Source organism: Leucobacter alluvii, assembly GCF_039530485.1.
Classification (GTDB): Bacteria; Actinomycetota; Actinomycetes; order Actinomycetales; family Microbacteriaceae; genus Leucobacter; species Leucobacter alluvii.
Genome location: NZ_BAAAOP010000012.1, coordinates 459,182 through 473,787 on the forward strand (window position 1 = coordinate 459,182; position 14,606 = coordinate 473,787).

Sequence of the window (14,606 nt, forward strand, 5' to 3'; positions counted from 1 at the left end):
CGCCCGCGCGCACCCGGTTTCCCGAGTGCGCGCGGGCGTTCGCGATTCATGTCGTCGATTCGCCGGCATCCCCCGTGTCGATGAGGAGGACGCCAGAGGCGACCTCCCACATCATCGCGACCTCGTCGCCGCGATTGTGAATGCGCGCCTCCTGCCCGAGCCGCACCGCGCCCTCGCTCCCGTCGGGCAACCGCACGCTGTATCTCCGCGAGGCGCCGAGGTACGTCACATCGATGATCGTCACCGGAATCGCGTTCTGCGACTCTCCGGGAACCGTGCCGACGGGCTCGAGCCGGAGATTCTCGGGTCGGATCAGGATCGCGAGATCCTCGTGTCGCGATTGCCCGTCTGCGACGACACGATGGCCGGCGACCTCGATCGCCGTCTGGCGCTCCCCCACCGCGATCCCCTTGCCGAGCAGCACGGTCGATTCGCCGAGAAAGCGCCCGACGAAGAGCGTCTGAGGCGCCTCGTAGAGGTCTTCCGACGTGCCCACCTGCTCGAGCCTGCCGTTGTTGAAGACCGCGATGCGATCCGACATCGACAGCGCCTCCTCCTGATCGTGGGTGACGTAGACGAACGTCGACCCGACCTCGCGATGGATGCGCTTGATCTCGGTCTGCAGCCATTCGCGCAGTTTCTTGTCGAGCGCGCCGAGCGGCTCGTCCATCAGCAGGACGCGCGGCTCGTAGACGAGCGCTCTCGCGAGCGCGACACGCTGTTGCTGCCCGCCTGAGAGTTCCGACGGATAGCGGTCGCCGAACTCCCCCATTCTCACCATTCCGAGCGCCGCGGCGACCTTCTCCTTCTGCTGCGCTTTGCTCAGCTTGCGTCGTTGCAGCGGATAGGCGATGTTCTCCTCGACGGTCTTATGGGGGAACAGCGCGTAATTCTGGAACACCATGCCGATGTCGCGTTTGTGCGGCGGCAGCTTCGCGACCGGTTTGCCGTAGATGTGCAGGTGCCCCTCGGTGACGGAGGTGAACCCCGCGATCATGTTCAGCGTCGTGGTCTTCCCCGACCCCGACGGGCCGAGAAAGGTCATGAATTCGCCGGGTTCGATGACGAGGTCGATCTCGTTCACCACCGTGCTCTCGCCGTAGCGCTTCGTCACGCGATTCAGACTGATGCCCGCCTCGCCGATCGAGTGGATCGCCGAGGTGTTCAAACCGACGGCGCGCAGCTCCTGCTCGTGCCCGTCGGGCACCGGGATCTCACTGTGGGTCATAGCGTTCACGAGACTGGTCGCTTTCTCTTCCGTGTGGCGAATTGAGCAATGAGCATCACGATCACCGACATGAGCATGGTGATCACGGCGACAGCGGCCACCGTCGGGTCGTTGGTCTGCGTGACGCTGTTGAAGATCTTCACCGGCAGCGTCTGCAGTGAGGGGGATTGGATGAACAGGGAGAGAATCACCTCGTCGAAGGAGGTGACGAAGGCGAACAGGGCGCCGGCTGTCACTCCGGGAGCGATCAACGGCAGGATGATGCTGAAGAACGTGCGCATCTTGCCAGCGCCCAGGCTCGCGGAGGCTTGTTCGAGCCGCGGGTCGAGCCCTTGCAGCGACGCCATCACGTTCGTGATGACGAGCGGCATCGAGACGATCGTGTGCGCCAGCACGAAGCCGGGCAGGGTGCCGAGCAGGTCCAGGCGCAGGAACAGCGAGTAGAGGCCGACCGCTAGCACTATTCCGGGCACGATCAGCGGGAGCAGGAAGTACCCCTCGACGAGACCCTTTCCGCGGAAACGCACTTTCGAGAGGCCGAGTGCGGCGAGCACTCCCACCGCCGTCGCCACGATCATCGTGATCACCGCGACCTGGAGCGAAGAGAACAGTGCCTTCAACCAGCTCGGATCGGTGAAGAAGTTCTCATACCAGCGAGTCGAGAACCCCTTGGGCGGGAAGTTGAACGAGGAGGCCTCGTTGAACGACATGGGCACGATCACGAGTGTCGGCACGATCAGCCAGATCACGATCAGCACGGCGAACACGCCGAGAACACGCTTCGAGGTCATCAGCGGTCCACCCCCGGAAACAGGCTGCCGTGCTTGTTGAACCGCGACACGATGACGAGGATCAGAATGGTGCAGAGCAGGAGGAAGACACCGAGCGCGGTGCCCTGTCCCCACATCAGGAACACGCTGATCTGCTGCTGGATGAGCGCGGAGATCATGATCTCTTTCGACGATCCCAGCAGCGCGGGGATGATGTAGAAGCCGAGGCCGAGGATGAAGACCGTGACGCTGCCGGAGAAGATGCCCGGCCGCGAGAGCGGCAGGTACACGGTGAAGAACGCGGTGACCGGATTGGCGCCCAGGTTCGCTGCGGCCGGCAGCAGGCGCTTGTCGATCTTCGCCATCGAGGAGTAGAGCGGCAGCACCATGAACGGCAGCAGAACCTGCGACATGCCGAGGGCCACGCCGAACGTGGTGCGGATCAACGGAATCGGCCCCAATCCGAAGAGCGATTCCAGCAACCCGTTGATGGGGCCGGTATCTTGCAGCAGCACCATCCACGCGAGCGTGCGCACGAGGATGGAGGTCCAGAGCGGCATCATGATGAACAGCTGCAGCAGGTTGCGGGTGCGGTCGGTCACGATGGTCATCAGGTAGGCGTAGGGGTACGCGAGGAGCAGGCACACGAAGGTCACGAGGATCGCGGTGCCGAACGTGCGCATGACGACATTCAGGTTCGCTTCGGTGGTGAAGAGCCACTGGTAGTTCTGGATTCCCGGCACCGGGTCCGTCACTGAGCGGATGAACACGTCGACGAGCGGCGCGAGGAAGAAGAGCGTGACGATCACGAATGCCGGGACCAGCAGCAGCAGCGGGCGCCAATTTCTCGGCCCCCGCTGCTTCGGCCCATCGACATCCGCGCCGGGGGCGGCGGTCAGCGCTGCTGCGACGCCCCCGGCGACGGTGGTTTCAGTCATGATGATCAGTTACCGGTGGCCCAACCGGCCCAGGCGGCCGCGAGGGCGTCGTAATTCTCGACCCAGAAATCGACGTTGGGGGCGATCCCCGTATCGAGATGCTCGGTCGTCATCCACTCCGCCAGCTGATCGTCCACCTCGGGCTTGGCGTCGATGTTGACCCCGCCGTAGGAGGTGAGCTCGGTCATCTTGGCCTGCTGCTCCGCGCCGATCGAGTAGTTGACGGCGGCGAAGGCAGCCTGCTTGTCGGTGACGCCCTTCGGGATCCCGTTCGAATCCACCATGATCATCCATTCGTCCCACATCGGCGCGACCGGGGCTCCTGCGGCAGCCGCTCCGTATCCGCGGCCCGACCAGACGAGCCCCATGACGGCTTCACCCGCTTCGAGCTGCTGCTGAGCCTGGGCGCCCGTCGTCCATCCGATGCCGTCGTCGCCGAGCTCGCGATACATGTCGAACGCGCCTTCGATGTCTTCGGGGGTGATGTTCTGCACATCCTTCCCCTGTGCAGTGAGCGCGAATTCGACGGTTTGCGGATCGACGTAGGTCGACTGGCTCACGGTGCGCTTGCCCGGATACTTCTTCGTGTCGAAGAAATCTGCCGCGCTGGTCGGAGGATCATCGCCGAATTCGTCCGTGTTGTACACGACCACGAGGCCGTACAGGATTTGAGGCACCATGCACTTGTCGGTGATCGTGCCCTCGGGGATCTTCGAGATGTCGATCTGGTCGTAGTCGTACTCCTCGTAGAGCGTTCCGCACCCGCGCGCAGTATCGAACTGGGTCGTGTTCACGATGTCCCAGCTGACGTTGCCGCTGTCGACCATCGCCTTCAACTTGCCCGCGTCGAACGCATCTTGATTGACCGTGGCTCCCGACGCCGCGGCGAACGGGTCCCAGAGCGCCTCGGTCTGACCGTCCTGGAACACACCGCCCGACCCTGCGAACGTCAAGGTGGCGCCGTCGAGCGCGCCCTCCGCGATCTCCCCCGCAACCGGAGTACCAAGGTCCCGCTCCGGCGGGGGCTCCTGGTCGGCGCCACCGCCGCTGCACCCGATCAGTGCGAGTGCGAGCGCGGCCGTACCCGCGACGACGGCGACTCCTCGCCGCGTTCGGGCATTCTTTAGAATAGTCATTTCGTTCCTCACTTCATCGTGACGGGTCCCCGCGTCCGAAGCATGTGCTTCCGAATCGTGCGAGTCATGCACGAATCCGGGCTCGGCGGGTCTTCCCGAAGGTAGCCGCGGCGGTGCGCCGATGACGCTTGCTGTTACCCCTTCGTTACCGCGATCGCGAAGTTTCATAGCATCGTACGGATCGGCGCATCGGCATCGTACGAACCTAAGGAGTTGGCCTGATTCCGCTGCTCGACTTCGCATCTTCGAAGGCTCGATCCTACGATGGGGGAGGTACATCGCTCGCTGTTCAAGGAGGAACGCGTATGGACGTCGTCGTCATCGGAGCTGGGCTCGCTGGTCTCACCGCCGCTTGGGAGCTCGGCAAGGCCGGGCACCGGTGCACCGTTCTCGAGGCCCGAGACCGGGTCGGCGGCCGCACCTGGTCGCAACGGCTCGGCAATGGCGAGATGACCGAGCGCGGCGGCGAGTACATCTTCCCCACAGAGTTCCCCATCCGCCGACTCTCGGCGGAAGTCGGGGTGCCGATCATGTCCCACAACGTGCGCTACGGCCGACGCACGGTGAATGGCCGGGTCATCACCTTCGCCGAGCTGAACGACACCGTCGCGCGGGTGCAGGAGGTATTACGCTCCATGCTCGCCGATGGCGAAGCCGGCGTATCGCTCGAGCGCGTGTTCGCGGAAACCCTGGGAACCGACTACCGGCTCGATCCGGTGTATCGGCGCACCACCACGTCAGCCGCTGCGGATCCGAGCCTCGTGAGCGCGGAGGCCGTGCTGCTCCACGAATCGTCGACCGCCAACGGGTACATCGAAGACGGCGGGCGATTCGTCGGGGGCAATCAGTCACTGTCGATCGAGCTGGCGCGCAGGCTCGGCGATCGCGTGCGGCTCGAGCATCCGATCACCGGTGTCGACCAGTCCGGGATGGGCGTGCAGGTCCACTTGAATGACGGCTCTCGCCTCGACGCCGACGCGGCCGTCATCGCGGTCCCGCTCCCGCTCCTGCGGGAGCTGGACCTCGGGTTCTCGCTGCCGGAGCAGCAGCAGCGCGCGCTCGACCACCGGTTCATGGGGGTCGCCGCGAAGCTGGGGGTGCCGCTCGCTCGCGTCGATGCAGACATCGCGTTGCAGAACGCCGATCACACCTGGTGGTCCTGGCGCTCTCTCTCCGTCGACGGTGAGCATCGCATCAATGCGCTGTCGTCCTTCGCCGGCGGGCCCGCCGCACTCGGCGCGTTGAACGTCGCGGACGGGCCAGAGGGATGGACGCGCGCGCTGCGCGGCATGAGACCGGAGCTCGAGATCGACGGCGAAGTTCTCCTGACCACTTGGGCCGACGATCCGTGGGCGCGCGGTTCGTACTCGGCCGCGAACCTGGATTGGGAGACGGGCGACGCCCGGGCGTTCGAGCAGCCGGCCGGACGCGTCGCGATCGCGGGCGAGCACACGGGGACCGCGCAATCGCTGTCGGGCGCCGTCGCGTCAGGGTACCGAGCGGCAGAGGCGATTCTGACCGCCATGATCCCTCCGAGATGATGCCCCGGTCGCGAGCTGCTGAGCGAGGGCCGGGCTCGCCCTCGCCGAGGTGCGAGCAGACGCCATGACATTCACGGTCGGGTCTCTCCTCGCGCTTCGGGCGATCGGAACGTCGTCGCTCACGCCGGGTGTCGGAGAAGATCGGCCGGTGTCATGGGCCCACGTCTGCGAGTTGGCCGACCCCTGGCGCTGGTTGGGCCCGGACACTCTCGTCATGACGACCGGCATCGCAGTTCCGGGCGGCGACGCCGAGCAGTGCGCGTACCTCGACGGCATGTACGCGGCGGGCATCGCCGCGATCGCCGTCGACGCCACGATGATGCGGGCGCCGTTCAACGCTGCGGCCCTCGCGCACGCCACCCAGATCGGCTTCCCGGTGCTCGAGACCGCGCACGACGTGCGATTCAGCATGGTCGCCCGGGTCGTCGCGAGCGCCGCCCTCGGCCTCCCCGCAGCGGATTCCAAGCAATTCGAGCAGTTGCACGGAGCGCTCCTCCTCTCCGAGCTCTGCGACGGGACGGTGCCCTCGACGGCCGCAGCGCGCCTCCTCTCCGGCTTCGGGGTGGGAGCGCCGTTCATCTGCGCCGTTGCACAGCCGAAGGATCCGCGGGCTGCGCTCGCCGAAGCGCAGTCGCTCTTCGCCGCAGCCGACACCGCGATGCTCGCCATCGTGCGCGATGGCCAGCTGCTCCTCCTCGTGGAGTCGGGTCCCGAACCGCGCGCGGTGCTCGAGGCCCTCGCAGAGCGCAATGGAGGGATCGGTGCGAGCGCCCGCTTCCATCTGATCGACGAGCTTCCCGTCGCCGTGCAGCAGGCTCGCCGCGCGCTGATCCGCAATCACGAATCCGGTCGGCTGCTCGCATACGCCGAGCACGACGCGACGTCGCTCTTCTTGCCGAGCGACCCCGATCAGCTCCGACGCATCGCGCGGCAGGTACTCGGTCCGCTCCGCACCTACGACGAACAGCGCGGCACGGCACTGACGCAGACGCTCAGAACATTCCTCGAGGAGAACCGAAGCTGGGTCCGCGCGTCAGAGCGGCTCTACGTGCATCGCCAGACGCTGATCGCGCGCATCTCGCGCATCGAGAAGATCATCGATCGCAATCTCTCCTCGATGGAGGACGCGGCAGAATGCTGGCTCGCGATCCAGGCAGCGATCGGGTGCGGTGATCTCGAGCCGTCCGACGACTCGATCAGCGAGGCCAGCGCCGACCTGACGTGAGCGAGAGCAGACGCGCGACCGCTACCGCTCGCAGGTGCAGAGCTGATCCTTCTCGAACCCGGCGAGCGCCTCTTCGATGTGCAGGCCGCACCCGGTCCACGTCACTCTGTTGCACGTGGAACAACGAACCGGTGAGCACATAGGACTTTCCCCTCGACGCAGGTGCATTCGCAGTTCGAACGCGCACACCATCATCGCACGGCGGCATGGCTCCAGCCCGAGAGTGGTAGCTTGAAACGGGCATGACCAGGGGAAGGGAGACGCCGCGATGGCATCATCCGAAACACACTCTCCGCGGAGGGCGCGCGCAGCCGATGCTGCGCGGAATGCGGGCGACGACGAGAAGCTGACCACCGCCGACCTGGAAACGATGATCGCCGAGGCGACGGCCTGGGCGGACGCCGACATCGACGCGAGCACGCGCGCCGAGGCCCGAGCGCTGATCGAGCGAGCAAGGCGCGGTGACGAAGCGGCCATCGGCGAGCTGTCGGCGTCCTTCGGCAGCCGTCTCGCGTTCGGCACGGCGGGCCTGCGCGGGCGGATCGGCGCCGGCCCGATGCGCATGAACCGCGTCGTGGTGTCGCAGACCACCGCCGGCTTCGCCGCATACCTCTGGGAAGCGGCGAAGCGACGTGCGTCCCGTGATGCACCCTCCGTGGTGATCGGATACGACGGGCGCATCGGCTCCGCGACGTTCGCGCGCGACGCGGCGGAGGTCATGAGCGGTGCGGGCATCTCGGCATACCTGCTGCCCGAAGCGGGCCCGACTCCGCTCACCGCCTTCGCCGTCCGGCACCTCGATGTGTCGGCGGGCATCATGATCACTGCGAGCCATAATCCCCCGCGCGACAACGGGTACAAGGTGTATCTCGGCGATGAGGACGCGGGCTCTCAGATCGCTCCTCCGACGGACGCCGCGATCGCCGCTCACATCGAACGCATCGCCGCCACCCCGGTGGGGCAGATTCCGCGTGCGCACGGGTACTCGGTGCTGGGCGGCGGTGTCGCCGACGCCTACGTGTCGGAGACGTCGGCCGCCGTGCTCGCCGGTCTGCCGGAGCGACTCGACGCCCCAGGCGTGCCCATCGGCACCGACACCGATATCCGCGTCGTCTACACCGCCATGCACGGGGTGGGGGCCGACCTCGCCCAGCGCGTCTTCCGCTCCTCAGGCCTCCCCCGAGTGATCCCCGTGCGGGAGCAGCTGCTGCCCGACGGCCACTTCCCCACCGTCGACTTCCCGAACCCGGAGGAGCCGGGCGCACTCGACCTCGCATACCGAACGGCGCGCGCCGTCGACGCCGACCTCATCGTGGCTCATGATCCCGACGCGGATCGCCTCGCCCTCGCAGCCCCGCACGATGCCGAGGCGTCGGGCTATCGGCGTCTCACGGGCAATGAGCTCGGCCTGCTGCTGGGCTGGCGCGCAGCGGAGCGGGCCGTTGCACGCGCGAAGCAGCGCCAGGTGACCGTGAGCGGTGCCCTGGCGTGCACCATCGTCTCCTCCCCTGCGCTCCGTGCCGTCGCCGAGGCGTATGGCTTCACGTATGCGGAGACGCTCTCTGGCTTCAAATGGGTATCGCGCGTACCGGGCCTGGTCTTCGGATTCGAAGAGGCGCTCGGCTATCTCATCCATCCGGCGGTCGTGCGCGACAAGGATGGGATCTCGGCGAGCGCCGATGCCGTCGCCATGGTTCGGGAGCTCGCCTCGCAGGGACGCACGATCTGGGACCGTCTCGACGAGGCGAGCGAGCGCTTCGGTCACTTCGCGAGCGGCCAGGTGACGCTCCGGCTGCCGTCGATGCCGGCGGCCTCCGCGCTGTCGGCTCGCGTGCGGGAGGACCCGCCGCGGGAACTCGGCGCGTCGCCGGTCGTCGAGACCCGCGACCTGCTCGTGCCCGGCGCAGCCGAGGTTCCCGCAGATGTGCTTCGCTACGACCTCGCGAACGGTTCGAGGGTCATGATTCGGCCGAGCGGCACCGAGCCCAAGCTGAAGGTGTACCTCGATACGTTCAGCGACGTCGGCTCCGCCGCAGAGCGACGCGCGGCGGCAGAGCACTCCCTGGGCGACCTCGAACGCTCGGTTCGCGAGTATCTGGAGGGATTGCAGACGGGAGCGCAGTCGGCATGATCGCACGCTGGACCGAGCGCGACGCGGCGGAGATGCTCCGAGCGCCCGGCCCGCATGACGATAAGTATCGGCGGGGCGTGCTCGGCATGCGCACCGGTGCCGCTCACTATCCGGGTGCCGCTGTGCTCGGTGTGAGCGCCGCGTGGCGCACCGGGGTCGGCATGGTGCGCTATGTTCCGCCCGATGACGAGTCCGCGCCACCGTACGGGCTGCCGACCGCTGCGGCGGCAGTGCTCGAGGCGCGACCCGAGACGGTGATCGGCCCGCCGGTGGGCCGTCCCTGCGATGCCTGGGTCATCGGTTCGGGTACCGATGCGACGTCGCGTTCGGTTGCAGAACTCACCCAGTTGCGCGGCCTGCTCGCTGGCGACGCGGCCGTGGTGGTCGATGCGGGAGCACTCGACCTCGTCGTCGACGATTCGGTGCGCGCCGCGCCCCTGATCCTCACGCCCCACGGCGGCGAATTCGAGCGGCTGTGGCGATCCGCGAGGCTCGGTGACCTGCCAGAAGGATGGGATCCGCGCGGCATCGAGCCGGGGCCCCGGGCACGAGCCGCTGCGCAGCTCGCGTCGGCAGTTCGCGCGACGGTGCTGCTGAAGGGATCGGTGACCATCTGCGCCTCCCCCGACGGCTGGGTGCGGCGCTCCGGCCCGGCCACCCCGTGGCTCGCGAGCGCGGGAACGGGTGACGTGCTCGCCGGGCTTCTCGGCGCCCTCGTGGCTGGTCGGAGCGCAGATGCGCGCTCTGATCCCGGCCTCCTGGCGCGCCTCGCGGCCACCGCAGCGGTGCTGCACGATCGCGCGGCACGCCACGCTTCCGGTGATGAATCGGCCGATGGTTCAGGCCGCCCGGTCATAGCCCTCGAGATAGCCGCCGCGATCCCTCACGTGTTGGGGGAGCTCCTCGCTCGACAGGCCTGAGCCCTGCGTCCTCACCCGTCGCAGTCACCGGTCGCAGTCACCCCTCCGCAGTCACCCGTCGGCGATGATACGACCCGCGACGAGCGGACGAGGATCGGGAACGGTACTCCCGAGCTCGACTGCACCGCGGAGCACTTCGAGACCGCGAGCCATCCTTCCCGCATGGTCGCACCCAGCGATGAAGAGCGCATCGCCCGCGACGACCCGGTCGCCGGGGCGCACGAGCACCTCGACCCCCGCCGCATGATCGACCGGATCGCCGGGCCGAGCTCGCCCAGCACCGAGCCGCCATGCGCCGACGCCCACCGCGCGGGCGTCCACTCGCTGCACGATCCCGTCCGATCCTGCCCGCACGACCTCGTGCTCGTGCGCTTCGGGGAGCGTGGCCTGCGGGTCGCCGCCCTGGGCGGCCACGAGCCGCCGCCAGGAGTCCATCGCCCGCCCGTCTCGCAGTGCGGGAGCGGGATCGACGTCGGGCATGCCGGCCAGTGCGAGCATCTCCCCGGCCAGCGCAAGGGTGAGCTCGACGACGTCGCCCGGGCCGCCCCCGGCGAGCACATCGATCGACTCGCGCACCTCGTTCGCGTTGCCGACGGCGCGCCCCAGGGGCGCATCCATGTCGGTGAGCAGCGCAACCGTCTCGAGCCCGGAGTCGGCACCCAGGTGCACCATCGTGGTCGCGAGTTCCCGCGCTTCCGAGAGCCCGGGGAGAAACGCGCCCGACCCGAACTTCACGTCGAGCACGAGCCCGCCGGCGCCCTCCGCGATCTTCTTGCTCATGATCGACGAGGCGATGAGCGGCACCGCCGCCACCGTGCCCGTGACGTCGCGCAGGGCGTACATCTTGCGATCCGCCGGGGCGAGTCCGGAACCGGCGGCGCAGATCACGCCTCCGATATCGGCGAGCATCGCGATCATCTCCTCAGTGCTGAGCGAAGCCCGCCAACCGGGAATGGACTCGAGTTTGTCGAGGGTCCCTCCGGTATGGCCGAGTCCCCGTCCCGAGAGCTGCGGCACTACGACCCCGAGCGATGCCAGCAACGGGACGAGCGGCAACGTGATCTTGTCGCCGACGCCGCCGGTGGAGTGCTTGTCGATGGCCGGTCGCCCGAGGGCCGTGAAGTCCATTCGCTCGCCGCTCGCGATCATCGCCTCGGTCATGGCTCGAATCTCGTCACGCCCCATGCCCTGGATCACCACGGCCATGAGCAACGCACTCATCTGCTCTGGAGCGACGACGCCGCGCGTGAACGCGTCGATGAGCCAGGCGATCTCATCAGGATCGAGGGCACGCCCGAACCGCTTGGTCGTGATGAGATCGACGACGTCGTATGGCTCCACCGCGCGCTGCTGCTCCATGTCTCCAGCGTAAACCGCTGTGCGAGAGTTCAGGGCCGGCGATCCGCCGCCGCTCCCTGGCGCGGGCTGATTCAGAGTCGGTGCCGTCGCCTGCGCGCCCCGACTCTGGTGAGGAGTGCGGTGCCGAACGCGCCGATTGCGCTCATGCAGATCAGGGTCTCGGCGAATGACGCGCCGGGGGCCGCGTCGGACGAGCGAGTGCGTTCCGGCACCCCTATCGCAGCATCGATCCACGCTCCGGCGATCGTCACCGCAGCCGCAGCTGGCACTGCCATCAGTCGCAGGTGCCGGGTGATCGGAGAAGCGGTGCGCATCGGTCTGCTCCAGAACGGGATCGAGGGGTGGGCCGGAGATGAGCGCTCGGCTCCCGCCCCGGGGGTCCCTGGGGTTGGGGAGACGGGAACCGAGCTCGGACATATAACGGGGAGATCGGCGGATCATGACGCTCGCTTGGAGAAAACCTCGAAAAATGTTTCACGTTCGAGATTCGCGCGAGTGCGACGCATACTAGAAGTGGGGGTTTTCCGCGAAACGGTCGCGGTGATCAGAAGGCGGCGCTCGCGCAGCTTTCATTCACAGGGGTAGCCGGATCGTGAGGAGACCCCGAATGCCAGAATCAGCGCACGCGGAGCGTTCCGACGCGGAGTTGCTCGACATCGTCAGGGCGGGCGACACGTCAGCGTTCGCGGTGCTCTGGCAGCGCCACTCTCGGGCCGGTCTCGTGGCTGCTCGCCACTTCGGAACCAGCTCTTCTGCAGAGGACATCGTCTCAGAGGCGTATCTGCGCATCCTCGAGCTCATTCTCGACGGCCGCGGCCCGCACGGGGCCTTCCGGCCGTACATGTACCGAACGGTTCGCACCATCGCCGCAGACGTCTGGCGCCGGCCGGAGGACACGAGCGACGAGCTGGAGCGCATTCCCGAGTTCGCCGAGGCCGGCCCCTGGGAAGACCGCGCCTTCGACCGGAACGCGGCTGCACGAGCATTCGAGAGCCTCAATGAGCGGTGGCAGGCCGTGCTCTGGTACACCGAAGTCGAGGGAATGCCTCCGCGCGATGTCGCCAGGATTCTCGGGCTCTCAGCCAACGGCGTCTCGGCGCTCGCGAAGCGGGCGCGAGAAGCGCTCCAGTCGGCATGGGTGGAGGCTCACATCGATCGCGAGCTTCGCGATGCAGCATGCGGCACCACGCTCGATCATCTGCAGCGATACCAGCGCGGAAAGCTCACCGCAGCGGCGAGCCGGGCCGTGTCGGCTCACCTCGACACGTGCGAGAGCTGCGCAGGTGTCGCCGCAGAGTACTCCGTCCTCAATCGTCAGCTGGCTCTCGTACTCGTCGGCGTCCTGCTCGGAGGGGGCCCGACGCTCGGCTTCCTGAGCGGTGTGGGCGGGACGACACCCGCCACTGCGGCTGGGTTGGCCGCGGATTCCGCACGGGGCCCCGCAGGGAGCATCCCGCACGGCGCGACTGGCGGGGCGTCGCCAGTCACTCCTGCCGGCGGCGGCTCCGGGTCTGGCGCTGGCGCAGCGGGTACTGCGACCGGCGGCATCCTGAGCGGCCTTTCGGGCACCCTGCTGATCGCCGCGGCCACTGCGGCTGCGATCGTCATCGGCGGCGGAGCGCTCTTCCTGTCGCAGTCCGACGCGCCGAGCACGCCGGCGCTCGCCTCCGAACCGACGAGTGAAGCGGACGAAGCGGGATCGGACGGCGACGGCGAAGACGGATCGGAGCCGGGAACCGGGGACGGCGCCGACCGGTCGAGCAGCGAGTCGGCGGAGGGCGACGCCGGCGCGATGTTCGAGGACCGGTCGTACGACGAGGGCGCAGCAGACACTGAGGCGAACGGTTCGCCGGTCGTCGAAGCGACGCCGGCCGACACCGATACCCCTCCGAGCCAGGGACCCGATGCCGATGCGACACCGGGCATCGATATGGGCCCGGGGGCCGAACCGCAGCCGTCTCCGGAGCCGAACCCGCGGCCCGATCCGGCCCCTGAGCCGCAGCCCGAGCCCGGCCCCGATCCAGTTCCAGATCCCGATCCCGTTCCGCAGGAGACCGGCGATCCGTCGCTGACTCCGTTCGATCCCCGCTGGGCGCGGTGCGGCGATGGGCGCGTCTACATCGAGGGTCGCTCAGCGCTGCACGGCGCACTCGTGTTCGCGCGCGTGATCGATCATGGGCAGACGAATGAGCACCCTGAGCAGATGCAGGTCCTCGGCGATGCGCGGTGGTACACGAGCACGCCGATCCCTCTGCGAGCATCATCGGTCGGAGACCCCACCGCGGCGATCATCGAGATCCAGCTGCGCCTCGCCGACGGGCGAGCGTCTCCGTGGACGCTGTTCCCGCTCGAAGCGAGCAACGAGCTCAGCGGTGCCCCGGCGTACTGCGCGACTCAGTGAACTGATCGTTCGGGAGACCGAGTTCCGGATTGATCCCCGTCACGATCCAGGACGATGTCAGCAGCAGCGTGCGGCAGATGAGGTTGAACCAGAGCAGGAGTCCGGCGAACACCGCGAAGGTGGCGAGGAGGGGATTGCTCGTGGCGCCGCCGATGAGCACGCCGCCCAGCGCTTTGAGTCCGAGCATCACGAGGGCGCCGAGGCCGCAGCCGACGATGAGGCGCCACCGCGGCACTCGGACCTCGGCGAGGTAGCGATGCATGGCGACCAGCAGCACGAGATCGAACACATAGACCGCGGCATATCTCAGAACGGTGCCGAGCGTACCCACGAACCAGTTCGCATGATCCGCACCGATCCACGAGAGGAACTGGTCGGCCACATTGGAGCTGAGCACGGTGAGCGCCGCTGATACGAGGATCGCGGCGAAGAAGATGATCGCGAGCACGAAGTCCCGCAGTTTCAGCAGTACGGGGTTCCGATAGAGACGCACCTCGAGTCCGAACATGATGCGGATCGACCGGCGCGTGCCCGTGAACCAGTTCAGCGCGACCCACACGAGCACCAACCCCGCGATGCCGCTCGACCAGTCGAAGGCGCGTGCGCTCATCAGCTCGTCGATCGAGACGGCTCCTCCGCTCCCGACGAGCCCGGGAATGAAGAGGTTGATCTGGGCGACCAGCGTTTCGAGCAGTTCCGGTCGGCCCCGCAGCACGATCCCGAAGATGCCGAAGCCCAACCAGAGCGCCGCGAAGACGGCGAAGAGGGCCTGGTAGCTCATGCCTCCGGAGAGCACGATTCCGCCGACGTCGGAGAAGTGCATGTAGGTGCGCACGGGTCGCAGCTGCTGGGCCCATCGCCATCGCCGTCTGCCGCGTTCGACGACCTCGGAAACGCGCGTCGCCCCGGAGTCCTCCACTCGTGTGGAGGAACTCCGGGGCGACGTCATTCAGCCAC

Annotated in this window: 12 protein-coding genes; 5 read left to right on the top strand and 7 right to left on the bottom strand. The window is 67.7% G+C overall.

The features are described 5' to 3' along the window. Positions 1-46: 46 nt before the first annotated feature. The 4 genes from ABFX18_RS13320 to ABFX18_RS13335 are packed head-to-tail and all read right to left on the bottom strand — an operon-like array spanning position 47 to position 4,072. Entirely contained in the window at positions 47-1,228 is a 1,182-nt protein-coding gene (locus ABFX18_RS13320; RefSeq protein WP_090146566.1) for an ABC transporter ATP-binding protein, read from the bottom strand. Positions 1,229-1,233: 5 nt separating this feature from the next. Continuing rightward, entirely contained in the window at positions 1,234-2,019 is a 786-nt protein-coding gene (locus ABFX18_RS13325) for an ABC transporter permease (protein WP_346058582.1), read from the bottom strand. Then, positions 2,019-2,936, bottom strand: a complete 918-nt coding sequence (locus ABFX18_RS13330) for an ABC transporter permease (protein WP_090146563.1) — start codon at positions 2,934-2,936, stop codon at positions 2,019-2,021. The genes ABFX18_RS13325 and ABFX18_RS13330 overlap by 1 nt, the downstream gene beginning before the upstream one ends. A 5-nt stretch (positions 2,937-2,941) precedes the next feature. After that, positions 2,942-4,072, bottom strand: a complete 1,131-nt coding sequence (locus ABFX18_RS13335; RefSeq protein ID WP_090146561.1) for an extracellular solute-binding protein — start codon at positions 4,070-4,072, stop codon at positions 2,942-2,944. A 305-nt stretch (positions 4,073-4,377) separates the two neighbouring features. Between ABFX18_RS13335 and ABFX18_RS13340 the strand changes: the two genes are divergently transcribed. From ABFX18_RS13340 to ABFX18_RS13355, 4 genes are all read left to right on the top strand, one after another. Then, positions 4,378-5,613, top strand: a complete 1,236-nt coding sequence (locus ABFX18_RS13340) for a flavin monoamine oxidase family protein (RefSeq protein WP_346058583.1) — start codon at positions 4,378-4,380, stop codon at positions 5,611-5,613. A gap of 64 nt (positions 5,614-5,677) precedes the next feature. Beyond that, positions 5,678-6,838 (top strand): PucR family transcriptional regulator, encoded by a 1,161-nt coding sequence (locus tag ABFX18_RS13345; protein WP_346058584.1) that lies wholly within the window; start codon positions 5,678-5,680, stop codon positions 6,836-6,838. Between the two features lie 370 nt (positions 6,839-7,208). Further along, entirely contained in the window at positions 7,209-8,969 is a 1,761-nt protein-coding gene (locus ABFX18_RS13350; RefSeq protein ID WP_428833699.1) for a phospho-sugar mutase, read from the top strand. Continuing rightward, on the top strand, positions 8,966-9,889 hold the full coding sequence (locus ABFX18_RS13355) for an ADP-dependent NAD(P)H-hydrate dehydratase (protein ID WP_346058586.1): 924 nt from the start codon (positions 8,966-8,968) through the stop codon (positions 9,887-9,889). The genes ABFX18_RS13350 and ABFX18_RS13355 overlap by 4 nt, the downstream gene beginning before the upstream one ends. Before the next feature lie 51 nt (positions 9,890-9,940). Here the strand turns inward: ABFX18_RS13355 and ABFX18_RS13360 are convergent, their stop codons facing one another. Continuing rightward, on the bottom strand, positions 9,941-11,248 hold the full coding sequence (locus ABFX18_RS13360; RefSeq protein ID WP_346058587.1) for a thymidine phosphorylase: 1,308 nt from the start codon (positions 11,246-11,248) through the stop codon (positions 9,941-9,943). Positions 11,249-11,319: 71 nt separating this feature from the next. Further along, positions 11,320-11,562 carry a hypothetical protein gene (locus ABFX18_RS13365; RefSeq protein WP_090146551.1) on the bottom strand — a complete coding sequence of 81 codons (243 nt, stop codon included), beginning with the start codon at positions 11,560-11,562 and terminating at the stop codon, positions 11,320-11,322. Positions 11,563-11,855: 293 nt separating this feature from the next. Here ABFX18_RS13365 and ABFX18_RS13370 point away from each other — a divergent pair, with 293 nt between their 5' ends. After that, on the top strand, positions 11,856-13,649 hold the full coding sequence (locus tag ABFX18_RS13370) for a sigma-70 family RNA polymerase sigma factor (RefSeq protein WP_346058588.1): 1,794 nt from the start codon (positions 11,856-11,858) through the stop codon (positions 13,647-13,649). Here ABFX18_RS13370 and ABFX18_RS13375 read toward each other — a convergent pair. Further along, positions 13,615-14,598 (bottom strand): YihY/virulence factor BrkB family protein, encoded by a 984-nt coding sequence (locus tag ABFX18_RS13375; RefSeq protein ID WP_200330206.1) that lies wholly within the window; start codon positions 14,596-14,598, stop codon positions 13,615-13,617. The genes ABFX18_RS13370 and ABFX18_RS13375 overlap by 35 nt on opposite strands. Positions 14,599-14,606 lie beyond the last annotated feature (8 nt).

Excerpts from the sequence above, each read along its gene's own strand:
- ABFX18_RS13320 (WP_090146566.1), bottom strand. The coding sequence starts at position 1,228 with ATGACCCACAGTGAGATCCCGGTGCCCGACGGGCACGAGCAGGAGCTG.
- ABFX18_RS13325 (WP_346058582.1), bottom strand. The coding sequence starts at position 2,019 with ATGACCTCGAAGCGTGTTCTCGGCGTGTTCGCCGTGCTGATCGTGATC.
- ABFX18_RS13330 (WP_090146563.1), bottom strand. The coding sequence starts at position 2,936 with ATGACTGAAACCACCGTCGCCGGGGGCGTCGCAGCAGCGCTGACCGCC.
- ABFX18_RS13335 (WP_090146561.1), bottom strand. The coding sequence starts at position 4,072 with ATGACTATTCTAAAGAATGCCCGAACGCGGCGAGGAGTCGCCGTCGTC.
- ABFX18_RS13340 (WP_346058583.1), top strand. The coding sequence starts at position 4,378 with ATGGACGTCGTCGTCATCGGAGCTGGGCTCGCTGGTCTCACCGCCGCT.
- ABFX18_RS13345 (WP_346058584.1), top strand. The coding sequence starts at position 5,678 with ATGACATTCACGGTCGGGTCTCTCCTCGCGCTTCGGGCGATCGGAACG.
- ABFX18_RS13350 (WP_428833699.1), top strand. The coding sequence starts at position 7,209 with ATGATCGCCGAGGCGACGGCCTGGGCGGACGCCGACATCGACGCGAGC.
- ABFX18_RS13355 (WP_346058586.1), top strand. The coding sequence starts at position 8,966 with ATGATCGCACGCTGGACCGAGCGCGACGCGGCGGAGATGCTCCGAGCG.
- ABFX18_RS13360 (WP_346058587.1), bottom strand. The coding sequence starts at position 11,248 with ATGGAGCAGCAGCGCGCGGTGGAGCCATACGACGTCGTCGATCTCATC.
- ABFX18_RS13365 (WP_090146551.1), bottom strand. The coding sequence starts at position 11,562 with ATGCGCACCGCTTCTCCGATCACCCGGCACCTGCGACTGATGGCAGTG.
- ABFX18_RS13370 (WP_346058588.1), top strand. The coding sequence starts at position 11,856 with ATGCCAGAATCAGCGCACGCGGAGCGTTCCGACGCGGAGTTGCTCGAC.
- ABFX18_RS13375 (WP_200330206.1), bottom strand. The coding sequence starts at position 14,598 with ATGACGTCGCCCCGGAGTTCCTCCACACGAGTGGAGGACTCCGGGGCG.